The organism is Streptomyces sp. NPDC005899, assembly GCF_040629645.1.
In the GTDB taxonomy this organism is placed as follows: Bacteria; Actinomycetota; Actinomycetes; order Streptomycetales; family Streptomycetaceae; genus Streptomyces.
Window position 1 is genome coordinate 1 of record NZ_JBEXWB010000109.1, and the last position, 17,052, is coordinate 17,052.

Below are 17,052 nucleotides of genomic sequence, written 5' to 3' on the forward strand. Positions count from 1 at the left end.
GGCGGTGGCCCGCGCCGGGAAGTCGGTGGTCCACGCCGGAGGGGCGCCCGCGGGCCGGGCGTACGGGCCTTCGGCGTGCGGGTACGGGCTGCCGGCGTACGGGCCCCCCGCGTGCGGGTACGGGCTGCCGTCCCGCGGGAGGGGCGCACCACCCTGAGGGCGGGCCTCCCCGTGGGCCGGGTGGGCGGCGGCCGGGGCGCCGGTGGCGCCGTGGGCCCAGGTGCCCTCCTGCGGCCGGGCGCCGTCCCGGCCGTCCCGCCGGGGCTGGTTCGGGTGGGTCATGCGACCGGCCTCCGGTGCTTGTCCGCGTCCTTGCGGCGGCTCTGCGTGCCGCCGGGTGCCTCGACCACTCCGGTGCGCCTCAGCTTCTGCCAGCGCAGCCGGCCGCCGGTGAGAGCGGTGATCCAGGACTGGAGCAGGACGACGTACATGAGCTGCCGGTAGAGGATCTGCTGGAGCGGCAGTGATATCAGATGGGTCATGCGTTCGCGGTCGAGCCGGAACGCGTACGCGGCACAGACGGCCTGCACCAGCAGGACACCGAACCACGCGGCGACCGTCTTCCCCGTCGGGCCGAAGACCAGCCCGTACAGCAGGAAGACGTCGATCAGGGGCGCCAGCAGCGGGGCGACGACCATGAACAGGGAGACGAACGGCAGTCCGACGCGGCCGAAGCGGCCCGAGGGCCCCCGCTCCACGACCGCCCGGCGGTGCTTCCAGATGGCCTGCATCGTGCCGTACGACCAGCGGTAGCGCTGCGACCACAGCTGCTGCACGGACTCCGGCGCCTCGGTCCAGGCCCGGGCGTTCTCGGCGTAGACCACGCGCCAGCCGTCGCGGTGCAGGGCCATGGTCACGTCGGTGTCCTCGGCGAGGGTGTCCTCGCTCATGCCGCCGATCCGGTCCAAGGCGTTCCTGCGGAAGGCCCCGACCGCACCCGGGATGGTGGGCATGCAGCCCAGCAGGTCGTACATCCTGCGGTCGAGGTTGAAGCCCATCACGTACTCGATGTGCTGCCAGGCGCCGATCAGCGAATCGCGGTTGCCGACCTTGGCGTTGCCGGCGACCGCTCCGACCCGGGGATCGGCGAACGGCTGCACGAGCTCGCGCACGGTGGACGGTTCGAAGACCGTGTCGCCGTCCATCATCACGACGATGTCGTAACGGGCGTGCGCGATGCCGTTGTTCAGGGCCGCCGGCTTGCCCGCGTTGGCCTGCCGCACGACACGGACGTTCGGTATCCACATCGCCTCGACGATGTCGGCCGTGCCGTCCGTCGATCCGTCGTCGATGACGACGACCTCGATCGGGTAGTCGCTGGCCACGAGCGAGCGGACGGTCGACGCGATGCACTCGCGCTCGTTGTACGCGGGCACGAGGACGGACACCGGGCGGGTGAACGGATCGCCCCACCGGAAGTTCCTGCGGCGCACCTTCCTGGCGTGCAGGAAGGACAGCAGCAGCATCAGCCCGAAGCGGACCATGACCAGGACGCCGATGACCGCGAGGCCGACCACGAGCACGCTGGTGACGTGTTCGGAGATGCCCACGGCGAAGACGAACGATTTGCCCTTCCAGAGCGCGAACCCGGTGACCGGCGTGTGCGCGCTGGGGGCGCCGAGCGCCGCCGTGAGGTTCGTGAACTCGTAGCCCTTGTCCTGCATCTCGGGCAGGAAGTGGCCGAGCGCGGCCACGGTCTGGGACCGGTCGCCGCCGGAGTCGTGCATGAGGACGATCGCCCCCTCGCCGCGCTCGGGCGTGGCGTTCCTGGAGATCACACCGACGCCCGGGCGCTTCCAGTCCTCGCTGTCGGTGTCGTTCACGACCGTGAGGTAGCCGCGGCTGCCGACGTACTGGGTGACCGGCCAGGACTTGTTGTCCATGGCGTCGGAGAAGGACGAGTAGGGCGGCCGGAACAAGGAGGTGCGGATGCCGGCCGCGCCCGCCAGGACCAGTTGGTTCTGGGACAGTTCACGGTCGATGCGGTCCGCGGACTGGTAGGAGAGGTCCGGGTGGTTGAAGGTGTGCAGCCCGACCTCGTGCCCTTCGTCGACCATCCGCCGGACGAGGTCGGGATAGCGTGAGGCCATGGTGCCGGTGACGAAGAAGACGCCGTGCGCCTTGTACTCCCTCAGCTTGTCGAGCACCCGTGGGGTCCAGACGGGGTCGGGCCCGTCGTCGAAGGTCAGGACGATCCTGTGGTCGGGTATGCGCAGCGTCTTGGCGCGTTCGCCCGCCGTACGGGCGTCGATGACCGGGCCGCCCTCCAGCACGTCGTCCGGCACCTGGGTGGTGGCCGCCGGTGGCTGGACACGGTGGTCGGCGAGGATCTCGCTGTGCACGTATCCGCGCAGCATCAGCATCGCGAGCAGGGCGACGAGAAGGAGGGACGGCAGCAGGTAACGCATGGGGAGCCTGCGCCTGACGGTCCGCTTCTTCCTGCGGTTGTGCCTGCCCCGCGTAACGGGGGTTGTCATCTAACGAGGGCCTTCTTGTGGTTGCGCCGGCGGGTCCGCGGGCTCCGACGGCGCCGGCGGGCTCTCCACGACGGGCCCTCCGCTGTCGGAGGACGGCGTGGGACTGCCGGCGGACGACTCGGAGACCTCGGTCTCGGGGACGGGTTTCGTGGAGGTGCCCGCGTCCTCGGGAGGCGCACTGCTCGTGGAGGCCGGGGCCTTCGCCCCGGAGGCGGGCGGGAGGGACGCGGAGGCGCCGGCGGACGGGGCTCGCGTCACGTCCGGGGCCGAGGCGCTGGGTTCGGCGCCACCGGGAGCCTCGGACGACGCGCTCACGGTGGGGAGGGGCCGTACCTCCACGTCGCTCGCCTTCTTCTGCTCCTGGCCGGACAGCGGCAGCCACGGGGCGGAGGAGTTGCCGCCCAGCACGGCGAACACCAGGGTCACCGCGTAGGCGGCGCAGATGCCGGCGAGCAGCCAGCCGAGGCGTCGGTACGTCTTGCTGCGGCGGCCGCTCTCGTCGACGAAGACGGGGCCGTCCGCGGGGTCCGCGGGACGCGGTTCAAGGGGTAGTTCGGAGAGTTGCCGGCCGATTCCGTCCAGCTGGATCGTGACCTCGTGCGGCTCGTGCGTGTGCCCGGTACGGGTGCCTTCGCGCCAATTTTCCACAGATGTTCGCTCTTCCCCCACTCAGTGAAACAGGCGCGCGGGAATGACTGGTTTCTTGCCGTCGGACCGGGCCCCCACCCCGCCCTCGCGCCACGTACCACCGTGCACCGGAGCTCAGAATGTAGCGCACGGGAAGCGCCCTCAGGACCCCGTCTCCGCGGTCGTGAAGAAATGGTGACGCATGAGTGACGCGTCGGCTTCGGGGAGCCATGATTCACGTGGCCGTACCATCCACCCTTGTGTTGCAGCCATTTCGGCTGCTGCGGTTCTCAGCGCGTCCAGCCCGGGATGGTCCACCCCGGCGCGCTGGACCATCAGCAGGGGGGACACGGGCACCGGTCGCACCAAGGGGCGTACCACCGTGCCCGGCAGCGGCGGGAAGTCGACGACGGCCAGCACCGGGTTCCCCGACTTCGCCATCACCCGTTGAAATTCAGCCACTCCGACGGCGAGCGGGGCGGGCGGAGCGAGTGTGATGTCCCACTGTGCGAAGAGCTGGGCGGCGAGATCGGTCCACTCGCGGGTGCGCGTATTGCCCGCCCCCGCGTAGACGGTCTCACCGGAGAGTTCGTCCATGGCGACGACCGCACGCCCGGCGAGCGGATGACCGTGCGGCAGCAGGACGGCCATCGGCTCGTACCGCACCGGCTGTACCCGGAGCCGGGCGAGCACACCCGGCTCGAGTCCGGCGGCCCGCCCGAAGGAGACGTCCAGCCGGCCGGCGAGCACCTCGCCGGCCGCATAGGTCAGCCCGCTCTCGAAGCGGGCCATCAGCTCGCACTCGGGGACGAGCTCCCGCGCCCTGGCCAGCACCCGGGCCGCTGTCATTCCGTCGGTGTTGAGGTCCACGAGGAGGGGCCGGGCCACCGGATGCGCGAAGGCGGCGGCGAGGTGGTCCTGCGCCTCGATCACCCGGCGGGCGTACGGAAGGAGTCTCTCCCCGTCCGGCGTGAGCGACACCTGGCGGGTGGTGCGCACGAAGAGCTCGGTGCCCAGTCCGCGTTCCAGCCGCCGGATGTCCCGGCTCAGGGCCTGCTGCGCCACGTAGAGCCGGGCGGCGGCCCGGGTGAAGTGCAGTTCCTCGGCCACGGCGACGAAGGCGCGCAGGAGACGGGGGTCGGTGTCGGAAGGAGCCATGCGCGTAATTTACAACGAGGATGCGTGAATCGGCGCTGAGCAGGTGTTGGACCATCCCCACGTCTCGGCGTGAGGGTGGACGAGTGCCTGATGAAGCCGTCGCCTCCGCGCCCCTCCACCCGCCGTCCACGCCCGTACCCACGCCCGCCGCACACGGCAATCCCTACCGTCGGCTGCTCGCCACCCCGGGCGCCCGCGCCTTCACCGCGGGCAACCTCCTCGCCCGGCTGCCCATGGGCATGTTCAGTGTCAGCGCCGTCATCATGATCGCCGGAGCACACGGCTCGTACGCCCTGGCCGGTGCCGTCACCGCGACCGGCTTGGCCGCGACCGCCGTCGTCGCCCCCTGGACGGCCCGGCTCGTCGACCGGTACGGCCAGGCCCGGATCGCCGTACCCGCGACCGCCGTCGCCGCGCTCGGCTCGCTCGCCCTGCTGCTCTGCGTGCGTTACGACGCCCCCGTGTGGACCCTCTTCGCCTCGTACGCCGCCACGGCCACCACCCCCAACACCGGCGGCATGTCCCGGGCCCGCTGGGCACACCTGCACAAGGGCGATCCGGCCGCCCTGCACACCGCGAACTCCTTCGAGCAAGCCGTCGACGAACTGTGCTTCATGCTCGGCCCGGTGCTGGCCGCCTCGCTGTGCGGGGCGCTCTTCCCCGAAGCCGGCACCCTGACCGGCGCCGTCCTCCTCATGACCGGCGTCCTGGTCTTCGCCGCCCAGCGGGCGACCGAGCCGCCGGTGGCCCCCCGCACCCGCGCCGCCTCACCGCTGCGGACGCGCGGCATGCCAGCGATGCTGACCGTCTTCCTCGCGACCGGCGCCGTCTTCGGCGCCATGGAGGTCGTCTCGATCGCCCACGCCGGGGGCGCGATCCTCGCCCTCCAGGCGGGTGGCTCCTGCGTGGCCGGGCTGCTCTACGGATCACTGCGCCCCGCCGCGAGCGTCGGGCGCAGACTGGTGCTCTGCCTGACGGGCATGACCGCGCTGATGTCCCTCCCGCTGATCGCCGCCTCGGCCACCGGATCCGTTCCGGTGCTGGCCGGCTGCCTGCTGCTGGCGGGCGCGGCGACGGCCCCCACCATGGTGACCGGCATGACCCTGGTACAGCGGCTCACCCCGCAGGCGCAGCTCAACGAGGGCATGACGCTGGCGGTCACCGCACTCCTGGGCGGCATAGCCGCGGGTTCCGCGGCCGGTGGCTGGACGGTCGAACACGCCGGGACGGTGACCGGCTACGCCGTGCCGGTGGGCGCGGCGGCGCTGGCCCTCGCCGTCGCCGCCCTCGGCACGCGGAAGGCATGAGCACGCAGCCCGCGGAACGGCGGGCCGGACGGGAACGGGCGGAGGGGGGCCGGGCAAAGAAAAAAACGAGGACCCCGCTGCCAGGGGCAACGGGGTCCTCGTTCACATGGGGTCTGTGGAGATGGCGGGAATCGAACCCGCGTCCAACGGTGCGGAACCAGGGCTTCTCCGAGTGCAGTTCGCTGCGCTTTTCTCGGCCCCGGAGGTCACGCGAACAAGCCTCCGACAGGCCCAGTCACTGTTTGATTTCCTTCTGGGCCCCGTGACCGGGCTCAGAAGTTTAGATCCCTGAATGATGCCAGGATCCGGGTCGGGATCACCCCCGGGCTGACACTCCGCAGAGTCTTCGCTTAGCTGCTAATTAGGCAGCGAGGGCGAAGGCGGAGGAATCGCGCTTGGAATTGGCGATTATTGGTTGCGACATATGGTTAACGAGATCATTGTCGCTTCCTCGACTCGCTTCCCCTGCTTCGACATCCGCTGTCGAAACCGATCATCCCCATGTTGATTTATCAAACGTGCACCCTCTGCGGGGCGCACGGCCCATCGTACGTGACCAACGCGCACGGATGCCACCGTATTCCGGCGGCTCCGGGGCGCGGGCCCCGGCCTGGCGGGGTGGACGCCCCGACTACGCGCTGCGCTGGCGCCGGCGGACCGCCGAGATCGCCCGGTTCGTCTCCCGCGTGTCCTGCTTCTCGCGCAGCGTCTGCCGCTTGTCGTACTCCTTCTTGCCCTTCGCGAGCGCGATCTCGACCTTGACCCGGCCCTCCTTGAAGTACAGGGCGAGCGGCACGATGGTGTGGCCCGACTCCTGGGACTTGGACGCCAGCTTGTCGATCTCGGCCCGGTGCAGGAGTAGCTTGCGCTTGCGCTTGGCGGCGTGGTTGGTCCAGGTGCCCTGGACGTACTCGGGGACGTGGATGTTGTGCAGCCACGCTTCCCCGTCGTCGATCTGGACGAAGCCGTCGACCAGCGAGGCCCTGCCCATCCGCAGCGACTTGACCTCCGTGCCCATGAGCACGAGGCCGCACTCGTAGGTGTCGAGGACGTGGTAGTCGTGCCGCGCCTTCTTGTTCTGCGCGATCATCTTGCGCCCGGTGTCTTTTTCCTTGGCCATAGTGCGGTCATTTTCGCACTACGACCCACCCCCGAGGCCACTCAATACCGTCTCGGCCCGTTTCTGGGCCTCCGGCCCCGCCCCGACGTCCGGGGTGATGCCGCGCCCCTCGACGCTGCGGCCCGCCGGAGTGCGGTACTGCCCGACGGTCAGCTCGGCGACCGCGCCGCCCGGTAGCTCGCTGGGCATCTGCACGGCCCCCTTGCCGAAGGTGCGCGACCCGACGGTCACGGCCCTCCCGCGGTCCTGCAGGGCGCCGGTCAGCAGCTCTGCGGCGCTCATCGTGCCGCCGTCCACCAGGACGACCACCGGGCGGTCCGTGTCCCCGCCCGGCTCGGCGTACAGCGCCTGCTCCTCACCGTGCACGTCGTAGGTGGCGACCAGGCCGCCGTCCAGGAAGGCGGACGAGGCGGTGACGGCCTCGGTGACCAGGCCACCGGAGTTGGCCCGGAGGTCCAGGAGGATCCCGGCGTCCTCGGGGGCGGCGTCCACGGCCTCGCGCACGGCGCGGCCCGCGCCCCTGGTGAAGGCGTCGACCTTGACCAGGACGGCGGAGGACGGCTCGCGGCCCAGCCTCCGGACGGTGACCGGGTCGGTGGTCAGGCGGGCCCGCCGCAGCGTCTCGGTCCAGGAGCGCGAGCCGCGGCGCAGCCCGAGGACGACGGGTGTGCCTTCGGCCTCTCCCGTACGGTCCCCGCGCAGCAGGGCGACCACCTCGGCGACGGGACGCCCGCCCACGGGTTTCCCGTCGACCGAGCGCAACCGGTCTCCCGGGCGCACCCCGGCAAGGTCGGCGGGGCCGCCGGGCTGGACACCGGTCACGGTCACCGCTCCCCCGGCGGAGCGGCGGGCGGAGAGACCGACCCCCGTGTACGAGCCGTCGAGGGCCTTCTCGAACTCCTCGTACTCCCGCTCGTCGTACACCGCGCCCCAGCGGTCACCGCTGCGGCTGACGGCCTCCTCCGCGGCGTCCGTCGCGGACTTGCCGTCGGCCGCCGCCCTGGCGGCAGCCTCGGCGATCGTCCCGCGGTCCGCGGAACCCACGGTGGAGGAGACGGAGCGCGCGTCCGTCGCGGTCCCCGTGGCGTCCTCCTGGGGCAGGGAGCCGGTCGCCGCCGCAGTGGCCAGCACGCTCGCGAAGACCAGTGTCAGGGCCGCCCCGCGGCGGACACCGCGGGGGACCAGTGAATTCGTCAGGCCCGGCATGGCGCCGAGTCTAGGACAACACCCCTACGGCACACGGCTCGTCGGCCGCGCGCCGCACGGGGCGAGCGTCACACCCTGAGGTACTTGCGCAACGCGAAGAGGGCGGCGACGGCGGGCATCAGCAGGCCGATCGCCAGCACCAGCGGGAGCTTGGTGAGCACGGCCTCCCAGCCGATGAAGTCGATCAGGTTCAGCTTCTCCTGGAGCGCCAGGCCGCCGTCGATGAGGAAGTACCGGCCGGCGAGCAGGATCACGCAGGCGAGCAGCCCGCCGATCAGTCCGGCGAAGGCCGCCTCCATGATGAAGGGCATCTGGATGTAGAAGCCGGACGCCCCGACCAGCCGCATGATGCCGGTCTCCCGTCTCCGGCTGAACGCCGAGACGCGCACGGTGTTCACGATGAGCATCAGCGCGATGATCAGCATCAGCCCCATGAGGAAGATCGCCGCGACGTTCATGCCGTTCATCAGCTCGAAGAGGTTGTCCAGGATGCTCCGCTGGTCCTGGACGGACTGCACGCCGTCACGCCCCGCGAAGGCGGTCGCGACGACCTTGTACTTCTGCGGGTCCTTGAGCTTGACCCGGAACGACTCCTGCATCTGGTCCGGCGTGATGCTCCCGGCCATCGGGGAGTCGCCGAACTCCTCCTGGTAGTGCTTGTACGCCTCGTCGACCGTCTCGAAGAGGACCGGCTTCTCGACGGCGTCCATCTTCTCGAGGTCGGCCTTGATCTCCTTCTTCTGGTCCGCGGTGACGGCACCCTTGGCGCACTTGGGCACGTCCTTGGCGTCGTTCTTGTTGCAGAGGAAGATCGAGACGTTGACCTTGTCGTACCAGTAGGTCTTCATCGAGCCGACCTGCTCGCGCAGCAGCAGTGCGCCGCCGAACAGGGCGAGCGAGAGAGCGACGGAGACCACGACCGCGAAGGTCATCGTGAGGTTGCGGCGAAGACCGACGCCGATCTCCGACAGGACGAACTGGGCGCGCATGGCGTCCTTTCAGTACTCGATGCTCGTGCAGAAGCTCAGTGCTGGTAGCCGTAGACGCCGCGCGCCTGGTCACGGACGAGGCGGCCCTGCTCGAGCTCGATGACGCGCTTGCGCATCTGGTCGACGATGTTCTGGTCGTGGGTCGCCATGATCACGGTGGTGCCGGTCCGGTTGATCCGGTCCAGCAGCTTCATGATGCCCACGGAGGTCTGCGGGTCGAGGTTGCCCGTCGGCTCGTCCGCGATCAGCAGCATCGGGCGGTTGACGAACGCCCGGGCGATCGCGACGCGTTGCTGCTCGCCGCCGGAGAGCTCGCCCGGCATCCGGTCCTCCTTGCCTCCGAGGCCCACGAGGTCGAGCACCTGCGGCACGGCCTTGCGGATCTCGCCGCGGGGCTTGCCGATGACCTCCTGCGCGAAGGCCACGTTCTCGGCGACGGTCTTGTTGGGCAGGAGCCGGAAGTCCTGGAAGACCGTGCCCAACTGGCGGCGCATCTGCGGCACCTTCCAGTTGGACAGGCGGGCGAGGTCCTTGCCGAGCACGTGGACCGTGCCCTGGCTGGCGCGCTCCTCACGGAGGATGAGCCGCATGAAGGTGGACTTGCCGGAGCCGGAGGAGCCCACCAGGAAGACGAACTCGCCCTTCTCGATGTCGAGTGAGACGTCCCGGAGAGCTGGACGGCTCTGCTTCGGGTAGGTCTTGGAGACGTTGTCGAATCGGATCACGGATGCACCACGGTCGGCCGGGAGTAGGTGTCCGTGACCATACGCGAACGCGGCTGACGCGTGCAGTCGGCGTCCGCCCATGAGGGATTTGTGCCGGAACGCGGCAGGGAACGAAACGGGGCGTGCCGGGCCCTGGCCGGCGGGGCGCGCCGAAACGGTCGGGAGCTGGCACAGTGGTAGGGGGAACGGTCGCGTTTCCCTGAGCGTTGTGCGGAGAGCACGTGCGGGCGGCTCCGCCGCGCGGTGAGGAGGAATGCGCATGACCTATGACCGACTGGTGTGCGCGAACTGCGCGGGACCGGTGAGCGAGGGGCGCTGCCGTGTCTGCCGGGCGAGCCGGGAGCGCTTGCAGGATCAGGGGCCTTTCGGCGGACTGAATCCGGCGATGCTCATCGCGCTCATGGTGATCCTCGTGGCCGCGCTTGCACTGCTGGCCCACCAGGCCGTCTGAGTCGGGGCCGGACGCGCTGTACGGCCGCGAGAGCGCCCGTCGGCGCGGGTGTGGCCGCGGAGAGCGGTTCGGGTGCGCGAAGGGCCCGGGAGGGCTGTGACAGCCCTCCCGGGCCCTTCGTCGTACGTCCGGGTACGTCAGGCGGTCGTGCGACCGCCGGCCAGACGCGGCAGGATGCGGAAGCCGATTCCGCCCGCGATCATCGTCGCGGCGCCGACCAGCAGGAACGTGGTCTCGGCCGCACCGGTCTCGGCGAGCTCGTCCTTGCCCTTGCTCTGCTCGGCCGGCTGGTTGCCGACGCTGTCGGTGTCGGTGTTGTCGGCGCACGCGGCGCCGTCCAGGTCGACGGTGCAGGTGCCGGCGTCGCCGGTGGCGGAGCCGGTGGTCCCGGTGTCGCCACCGGTCACGCCGTTGCCGCCGCCGTTGCCGCCGCCGTTGCCGTTGGAGCCGCCGTCGGTCGTACCACCCTGGTCGCCGGCACCACCCTGGTCACCGGCACCACCTTGGTCGCCCGCACCACCTTGGTCGCCCGCGCCACCCTGGTCGCCCGCGCCACCCTGGTCGCCGGCACCACCCTGGTCGCCGCCTTCGCTGGTACCGCCGGTGTCGACGCCGCCGAGCAGGCCACCGATGAGCTCGGGCTCTTCCTCCGGCGTCGAGTAGGTGCTGGTGGAGTTGTCCTCGGTGAGGTAACCGGCGGCCTGTGCCGCACCGGTGACGGTGAGCGAGGCGCCTGCGGCAATAACCGCACCGGCGGCTATCCGCGCAACGCGGACTCGCGTCTTCTTGGTCATCTGTTGCTACCCCCAGTAGCCGATCTCGTCAGTGGAGCAGCCATATGTGGTCCACGGCTCTGAGAGGTCGCGGTGTTCGCGGGGCCACGTCGTGCCGTGGCCATCCCGCCCCGCCCCCGTTCACACCTGTCCCGGACATACGCATGCTGCCCTAGCACCCTGTCCAGAGTTAAGGACTACGTCAAGGCCGTTCCGAGGCATACGCGCCGCTATGGGGGCTGTTGACGGCTAATCGGAATCACGACTGTGACTCATTCACCACACGGTCCCCCCAACTCCCCTGACACCGGCGGGAGAACGGGCCGGACATGCGTCGGCCCGGGCAGCTTCCGCGTGCCCGGGCCCGACGACCGTACGCGTACGGCTACTTCTCGCTCTGCTTCCGCCAGCGGATGCCCGCCTCGATGAAGCCGTCGATCTCGCCGTTGAAGACCGCTTCCGGGTTGCCCATCTCGAACTCCGTACGGAGGTCCTTGACCATCTGGTACGGGTGCAGGACGTACGAACGCATCTGGTTGCCCCAGGAGTTGCCGCCGTCGCCCTTGAGGGCGTTCATCCTGGCCTGCTCCTCCTGGCGGCGGCGTTCGAGCAGCTTCGCCTGGAGGACGTTCATCGCGGACGCCTTGTTCTGGATCTGCGAGCGCTCGTTCTGGCAGGAGACGACGATGCCGGTCGGCAGGTGGGTGAGCCGCACCGCGGAGTCCGTGGTGTTGACGCCCTGGCCGCCGGGTCCGGAGGAGCGGTACACGTCCACGCGCAGCTCGGACTCGTCGATCTCGATGTGGTCGGTCTGCTCGACGACCGGGAGCACCTCGACGCCCGCGAAGGAGGTCTGGCGGCGGCCCTGGTTGTCGAAGGGGGAGATCCGGACGAGCCGGTGGGTGCCCTGCTCGACGGAGAGCGTGCCGTAGGCGTACGGCACCTCGACGGCGAAGGTGGTCGACTTGATGCCGGCCTCCTCTGCGTACGCCGTCTCGTAGACCTCGGTCTTGTAGCCGTGCCGCTCGGCCCAGCGGACGTACATGCGCTGGAGCTTCTCGGCGAAGTCCGCGGCGTCCACCCCGCCGGCCTCGGCGCGGATGGTGACCAGCGCCTCACGCGAGTCGTACTCGCCGGAGAGGAGGGTGCGGACCTCCATCTCGTCCAGCGCCTTCCTGACCGACTCCAGCTCGGTCTCCGCCTCGCTCAGCGCGTCGGCGTCGCCCTCGTCCTCGGCGAGCTCGAACATGATGCCGAGGTCATCGATGCGCCCGCGCAGGGCCTCGGTCTTGCGGACCTCGGCCTGGAGGTGCGAGAGCTTGCTGGTGATCTTCTGGGCCGCTTCCGGGTCGTCCCAGAGGGACGGCGCGGCCGCCTGCTCCTCGAGCGCGGCGATCTCGGCCCTCAGGGCGTCCAGGTCCAGGACGGCCTCGATCGACCCCATGGTCGAGGAGAGGGACTTCAGCTCTTCGGAAATATCGACGACTGCCACGGGTCCAGCGTAACGGCTGGACGAGTGAACCTGTCCCTCCCCCGGCCGCCGACCGCCCCGGACCGGCCCTCAGGGGGCCGCTGGAGCCGAATTCCTGGTGTCCTCGGGCTGCGCTCCCGCGTCGTCCCCGCTCGTCGCGAGCCAGCCGCCGACGCCGATCGCGGCGCACAGGGCGACCGCGCCGACACCCAGGGTGATGCGGCGCTTGCGGACGGCGGCGGACTTGTTCCTGGCCGATCCGGGCCGGGGGCGGCCCGGCGCGCGCGGGGCCCTGGCGGTGCCGAGGGGACCGCCGGCGAGTTCGTCGGGGGCGGGGACCCGCATGCTCGTGTGCGTGTCCCGGTTGGAGTCCGGGGCGGAGCCGGGGACCAGCGGGACGGCTCCGCGGCGGCGGGGTTCCTCCTCGGCCGGGACGTACCCCTGTTCGTCGTGGGCCTGCGGTTCGGACCCGGTCTCCGGCTCGTCGACGTCGAGCGGGGGTATCCCGGACAGGAGCGGGAGGAGTTCGCGGAGCCGGGTCGCGAGTTCGGAGGCGCGCAGTCTCGAGGCCGGGGCCTTGGCCAGGCACTGGACGAGGAGCTGCCAGAGCTCCTCGGGGATGCCCGGGAGCGGGACGACCGTCTCGGTGACGTGCCGGCGCAGCACCGCGCCGGGGTGGCCGCCGCCGAAGGGCGTGAAGCCGGCGAGCAGCTCGTAGAACACCGTCGCCAGGGCGTAGATGTCGACGGCGGCGCGCGGCGGAAGGCCCTCGACGATCTCCGGGGCCAGGTAGTCCGGCGTGCCGATGATCTTGGTGGTCCTGGTGCGGCGCGGGGTGTCGATCAGCTTGGCGACGCCGAAGTCGGTGAGCAGCGCGGGGTGGGAGCCCCCGGGACCGAGCGGGCCCTCCATGTCGAGGAGGATGTTCTCCGGCTTCACGTCGCGGTGCACCACCCCGGCGCGGTGGGCCGCGGCGAGACCGTCGGCGACGTCCGCGACGATCGCGGCGGCGGCCTCCGGGGCCAGCCTGCGCTCACGGTCGAGACGGGTGCGCAGGTCGGTGCCGCGGACGAGATCCATCACGAGCGCCAGGTCGTTGCCGTCCACCACGAGGTCGCGGACGGCGACGACGTGCGGATGGTCGAGACCGAGCAGCGCGGTGCGTTCCTGTACGAAACGGCCCACGAGCTCCTGGTCGGACGCGAGGTCCTCGCGGAGCAGCTTGATGGCTACGGGACCCTCGGGCCCTTCGCCGAGCCACACCGTGCCGGCGCTGCCGCGCCCCAGGATCTGGTGGGCGGTGTACCGGCTGCCGATATTCCGTGCCAAGACTGCTCCCTCAGCGGCTGGCGTTGACCCCCCGGTCGACAAAGTTACGCGGCGATCGGGTGGTTGGGTGCCCTGGGCGGCTCCGACCTTCGATTCCGGGGTGAAATAGGCCGCAGAAGTCGACAAAGATACAGAGTGGGTGCCGCTGCCGCCCCGGCGCGCGACCGGCCGGACGGACGTCGCCCGGGCGCCGGCACCACCCGGAGGTCACCGGCGAACGGCGGACGCCCGCGCCACCGCCCGGCCGCCCGCCTGCCATCGGCCGGTCCGGCCGCCCTACTGCCCCGTCGGTTCGCTCGGCGAGCTGCCGTTGAGGTCCTTGACCCAGTCGGTGACCGTGGAGATCCCGTCGCCGATGGCCTCCCAGTAGCCCTTGCCCTGGTCGACCCAGCCCTGGAGCGGCGTCAGCTCCCAGATCAGCCAGCCGGCGACGATCAGAAGGACCACCGTGACCAGGCACCCCTTGAGGCAGCCGAGGCCGGGGATGCGCGTCGGGTTGGCGCTGCGCTGCCGCGGCTGCCGGGGGGCGGGCGGCTGGGGTGCCGGCGGCTGCGGCGGCGCGTACTGCTGCCGCTGGGGCTGCTGTTGCGGTTGGTGCTGCGGCTGGTGCTGTGGCTGGTAGCCCTGCGGCTGCTGCGACGGGTACTGCTGGGCGCGCTGCGGCTGCCGCTGCGGCTGCCGGCTCTGCTGCGGTGACTGCTGCGGTGGCTGCTGCCGCTGGGGGCGGCGGCGCAGCGGATCCTGGCTCGGGTCGAGGTACTGGACCTGCGTCTGCTCGTTGCGGTCGCGGGCCGCCCGGAGCTGGGACTGCCAGGGGTGCGGCTCGTCGGGGCGCGGGGGCCCGTCGGCGTGCGGCGGCACGGGCGGCATCACCGCGGTCGGGTCGGCGTGGCCGCCGGCCGGGCCGCGGCTCATGACGCCGGTAGGGGCCGCCGGGTCGTAGGAACCCGCGTTGCTCGGCAGGACCTGCGTCGGGTCGGCCGCCCCCGGGGTCTCCGGGACGGCGGCGGGTGCCGGGTCGGGGGCGAGGAGGGCGCCCACCCCCTCGGCGGCCGCGATCTGTGCGGAGTTGGCGTGCACGCCGACGCCCGCGCCGACGGTCCGCAGCGCCCGGGCGAGGTTCACGGCGCTGGGCCGCTGGTCCGGGTCCTTGCGCAGGCAGCGCTCGATGACGGTCCACAGCGGTTCCGGGACGTTGCCGGGGCGGTGGGGCTCCTCGCTGAGGTGCCGGTGCAGGACCTCCAGCGCGGTGCCTCCCGCGAACGGCGGGCGGCCGGTGACCAGCTCGTACAGCAGGATGCCCGCGCCGTAGACGTCGACGGCGGAGGTCTGCGGACGGCCCTCGGCGGACTCGGGCGCCACGTAGGCGGGCGTGCCGACGAACTCGTGGGTCCGGGTCAGCCCCGGTGAGTCCGCGAGGCGCGCGATGCCGAAGTCGGTGAGCATCGGGTGCATCTCGCCGTTGCGCTCGTCGAGCAGCACGTTGGCGGGTTTCAGGTCGCGGTGCACGACGCCGTCCGCGTGGCTGGCCGCGAGGGCGTCCGCGATCTGGGCGGTGAGCAGGGAGGCGGCGACCGGGGTGAGCGGGCCGTTCTCGCGCAGGTACCGGTGCAGGTCCGGGCCGTCGACCAGGTCCATCACCAGGGCGAGGAGATCACCCTCGACCACGAGGTCCCTGGTACGCACGATGTTCGGGTGGGTGAGCCGCAGCAGCACGGAGCGCTCCCGCAGGAACCGCATCACGACGTCCGCGTCGTTGGCGAGCTCCTCCTTGAGCACCTTGATCGCGACGGTCTCGCCGGGCTGCCCGGCGACGGCCGCCTCGGCGCCCGCGGTCTCCCGCTGGCGGGCTCGCCAGACGGTGCCCGTGGCGCCGCGTCCGAGCGGCTCCTCGAGCAGGTACTTGCTGCCGACTGGCCGCACGTCACGCGCTCCCTGCTGATCGTTGTGCTTGCGGATCGTCCGGGCCGGCCCGGATGTCCCGGTCCCCCGCGCCCGCCCGTGTCCCGGCCCACTCTAACGACCTGCCCCCGGGCCGTGGTGCCGCCGGACGGAGCACCGCGCGGGGGGTTCGCGGCCGTGCCGCCGCGGTGTCCAGGGGAAGACGCAGCCACCGGAGGGTTGGTTGCCGAACGAGTGTGCAGGACACCCGCCGCAGGACCAAGCAGGCACTTTTGCACCCACACTCGGCCAATCAAGATCACTAAGCGGTCACCCCCGGGCGTGTTGTCAGTGGCAGGTGCGAGGATGCCTCCAGCACGGGACTGTGAGGCTGGTGCCTCGCGCTCCGTGACGACCTGTACCGGACGACGCGTCCGCGCCGGGTGGGGGGAATCACAGGGCGTCTCCCCTGCCGGGCGCCCCGCGCAGAAGGGACCGCTGACGGCGATGCAGATCCGGCTGACCGTCCTCGCGCCGCGCAGCGGCACCACCCCGGCACACGCCTGCGACGTGCTCGTCACCGCGCCCGCGGGCACGGCTCTCGCGGCCGTCGCCTCCGGCCTGGCCGCGGCGGTGACCGGCCCGGACACCTCCCTGGGCGGTGGCGCCGTGGTGCTCCACGCCGGGCGGGAGCGGCTCGACCCGCAGCGCTGCGCCCTCGGTGAGCCGCCCCTGGTGGACGGCGCGGTGCTCTCCCTGCAGACGCCCGGCGAGGACGAGGCGCTGGACGACGCCGCCTGCGCACAGCTGCACGTGATCGCGGGCCCGGACGCCGGCGGGGTCCACCTGCTGCACGGCGGCCGTATCCGTATCGGCAGGTCCGCGGAGGCCGACGTCCCGCTCGACGATCCGGACGTCTCCCGGCTGCACTGCGCGGTCACCGTCTCCGAGGACGGCCGGGTGTCGGTCGCCGACCTCGGCTCGACCAACGGCACCTCCCTGGACGGCGCGGACGTGCACGACACCCCCGTCCGGCTGCCCCCGGGCGCGCTGCTGCGCCTCGGCGAGTCCGCCCTCCGGCTGGCCCCCGGCTCGCCCGCCCCGGCGCTGACGACCACCCCGGACGGAGAGGGCCACCTGCGGGTGGCCCGGCCGGACGGCACGCGGGCCGGTGGGGAGGGCGGCGCCCTCGCGGGCGGCGGTGCGGCCGGGAGCGGTGCCGGCCACGCCTACGGCCCCGCCTCGGACGCACACACCGCCCACGGCACACCCGAGGGGAACGACGGCGGCCCCGCCGGCGCCGGCGAGCAGCAGGATCCCGCCGGGCACGCGGCCCCCGCCGGGCCCGGGCCCCGGAGGCCCACAGCACCCACGGGCGCGGCACCGGCCTGGCGAACGGCGAGGCGCCCCGGCGCGGCATAGGGGCGTGGGCCAGGCGCCTGGCAGGCGGCAGGCCACGCGGGCCGCGAGGACCTCGCCCCGGCCGATCCCGACTCGCCGCTGCGGTGGATCGCCGACAACACCAACCCGGAGGGTGT

The 17,052-nt window shown here is 71.8% G+C and carries 14 protein-coding genes, 1 other RNA gene and 1 pseudogene; 3 read left to right on the forward strand and 13 right to left on the reverse strand.

Annotated elements, in window-relative coordinates:
- From ABZ371_RS15070 to ABZ371_RS15085, 4 genes and pseudogenes are all read right to left on the reverse strand, one after another.
- A pseudogene (locus tag ABZ371_RS15070) lies at window positions 1-282 on the reverse strand (hypothetical protein); the annotation flags it as partial.
- Window positions 279-2,408, reverse strand: a complete 2,130-nt coding sequence (locus ABZ371_RS15075) for a bifunctional polysaccharide deacetylase/glycosyltransferase family 2 protein (RefSeq protein WP_358678756.1) — start codon at window positions 2,406-2,408, stop codon at window positions 279-281. The gene ABZ371_RS15075 and the pseudogene ABZ371_RS15070, both read right to left, overlap by 4 nt.
- 69 nt (window positions 2,409-2,477) lie before the next feature.
- The gene (locus ABZ371_RS15080; protein WP_358678724.1) at window positions 2,478-3,125 is read right to left on the reverse strand and encodes a hypothetical protein; all 648 of its coding nucleotides are present in this window, start codon (window positions 3,123-3,125) and stop codon (window positions 2,478-2,480) included.
- A gap of 141 nt (window positions 3,126-3,266) precedes the next feature.
- Window positions 3,267-4,262 (reverse strand): LysR family transcriptional regulator, encoded by a 996-nt coding sequence (locus ABZ371_RS15085; RefSeq protein WP_358678727.1) that lies wholly within the window; start codon window positions 4,260-4,262, stop codon window positions 3,267-3,269.
- Window positions 4,263-4,435: 173 nt separating this feature from the next.
- Here ABZ371_RS15085 and ABZ371_RS15090 point away from each other — a divergent pair, with 173 nt between their 5' ends.
- Window positions 4,436-5,569 (forward strand): MFS transporter, encoded by a 1,134-nt coding sequence (locus ABZ371_RS15090; protein ID WP_358678759.1) that lies wholly within the window; start codon window positions 4,436-4,438, stop codon window positions 5,567-5,569.
- 113 nt (window positions 5,570-5,682) lie between these two features.
- Here ABZ371_RS15090 and ssrA read toward each other — a convergent pair.
- From ssrA to ftsE, 5 genes are all read right to left on the reverse strand, one after another.
- Window positions 5,683-6,070: a transfer-messenger RNA gene (gene ssrA / locus ABZ371_RS15095) on the reverse strand.
- A 130-nt stretch (window positions 6,071-6,200) separates the two neighbouring features.
- Window positions 6,201-6,689: an SsrA-binding protein SmpB gene (smpB, locus tag ABZ371_RS15100; protein WP_358678730.1), complete on the reverse strand. Its 489-nt coding sequence runs from the start codon at window positions 6,687-6,689 to the stop codon at window positions 6,201-6,203.
- Window positions 6,690-6,707: 18 nt separating this feature from the next.
- Entirely contained in the window at window positions 6,708-7,895 is a 1,188-nt protein-coding gene (locus ABZ371_RS15105; protein WP_358678733.1) for a S41 family peptidase, read from the reverse strand.
- A gap of 68 nt (window positions 7,896-7,963) precedes the next feature.
- Complete coding sequence (gene ftsX, locus ABZ371_RS15110) at window positions 7,964-8,884, reverse strand: permease-like cell division protein FtsX (RefSeq protein ID WP_358678736.1); 921 nt, start codon at window positions 8,882-8,884, stop codon at window positions 7,964-7,966.
- Between the two features lie 35 nt (window positions 8,885-8,919).
- Window positions 8,920-9,609 carry a cell division ATP-binding protein FtsE gene (ftsE, locus tag ABZ371_RS15115; protein WP_307126770.1) on the reverse strand — a complete coding sequence of 230 codons (690 nt, stop codon included), beginning with the start codon at window positions 9,607-9,609 and terminating at the stop codon, window positions 8,920-8,922.
- Between the two features lie 259 nt (window positions 9,610-9,868).
- On the opposite strand from ftsE, the gene ABZ371_RS15120 reads away from it, so the two are divergent.
- Complete coding sequence (locus ABZ371_RS15120; protein WP_358678739.1) at window positions 9,869-10,060, forward strand: hypothetical protein; 192 nt, start codon at window positions 9,869-9,871, stop codon at window positions 10,058-10,060.
- Between the two features lie 137 nt (window positions 10,061-10,197).
- Here ABZ371_RS15120 and ABZ371_RS15125 read toward each other — a convergent pair whose 3' ends face one another.
- From ABZ371_RS15125 to ABZ371_RS15140, 4 genes are all read right to left on the reverse strand, one after another.
- Window positions 10,198-10,854: an LPXTG cell wall anchor domain-containing protein gene (locus ABZ371_RS15125; protein WP_358678742.1), complete on the reverse strand. Its 657-nt coding sequence runs from the start codon at window positions 10,852-10,854 to the stop codon at window positions 10,198-10,200.
- Window positions 10,855-11,218: 364 nt separating this feature from the next.
- The gene (prfB, locus tag ABZ371_RS15130; protein ID WP_358678745.1) at window positions 11,219-12,325 is read right to left on the reverse strand and encodes a peptide chain release factor 2; all 1,107 of its coding nucleotides are present in this window, start codon (window positions 12,323-12,325) and stop codon (window positions 11,219-11,221) included.
- A 69-nt stretch (window positions 12,326-12,394) separates the two neighbouring features.
- Window positions 12,395-13,633, reverse strand: a complete 1,239-nt coding sequence (locus ABZ371_RS15135) for a serine/threonine-protein kinase (protein WP_358678748.1) — start codon at window positions 13,631-13,633, stop codon at window positions 12,395-12,397.
- 276 nt (window positions 13,634-13,909) lie between these two features.
- Window positions 13,910-15,556, reverse strand: coding sequence for a serine/threonine-protein kinase (locus ABZ371_RS15140; protein ID WP_358678750.1), 1,647 nt, complete (start codon window positions 15,554-15,556; stop codon window positions 13,910-13,912).
- A 465-nt stretch (window positions 15,557-16,021) separates the two neighbouring features.
- On the opposite strand from ABZ371_RS15140, the gene ABZ371_RS15145 reads away from it, so the two are divergent.
- On the forward strand, window positions 16,022-16,936 hold the full coding sequence (locus ABZ371_RS15145) for an FHA domain-containing protein (RefSeq protein WP_358678753.1): 915 nt from the start codon (window positions 16,022-16,024) through the stop codon (window positions 16,934-16,936).
- Window positions 16,937-17,052: the final 116 nt, after the last annotated feature.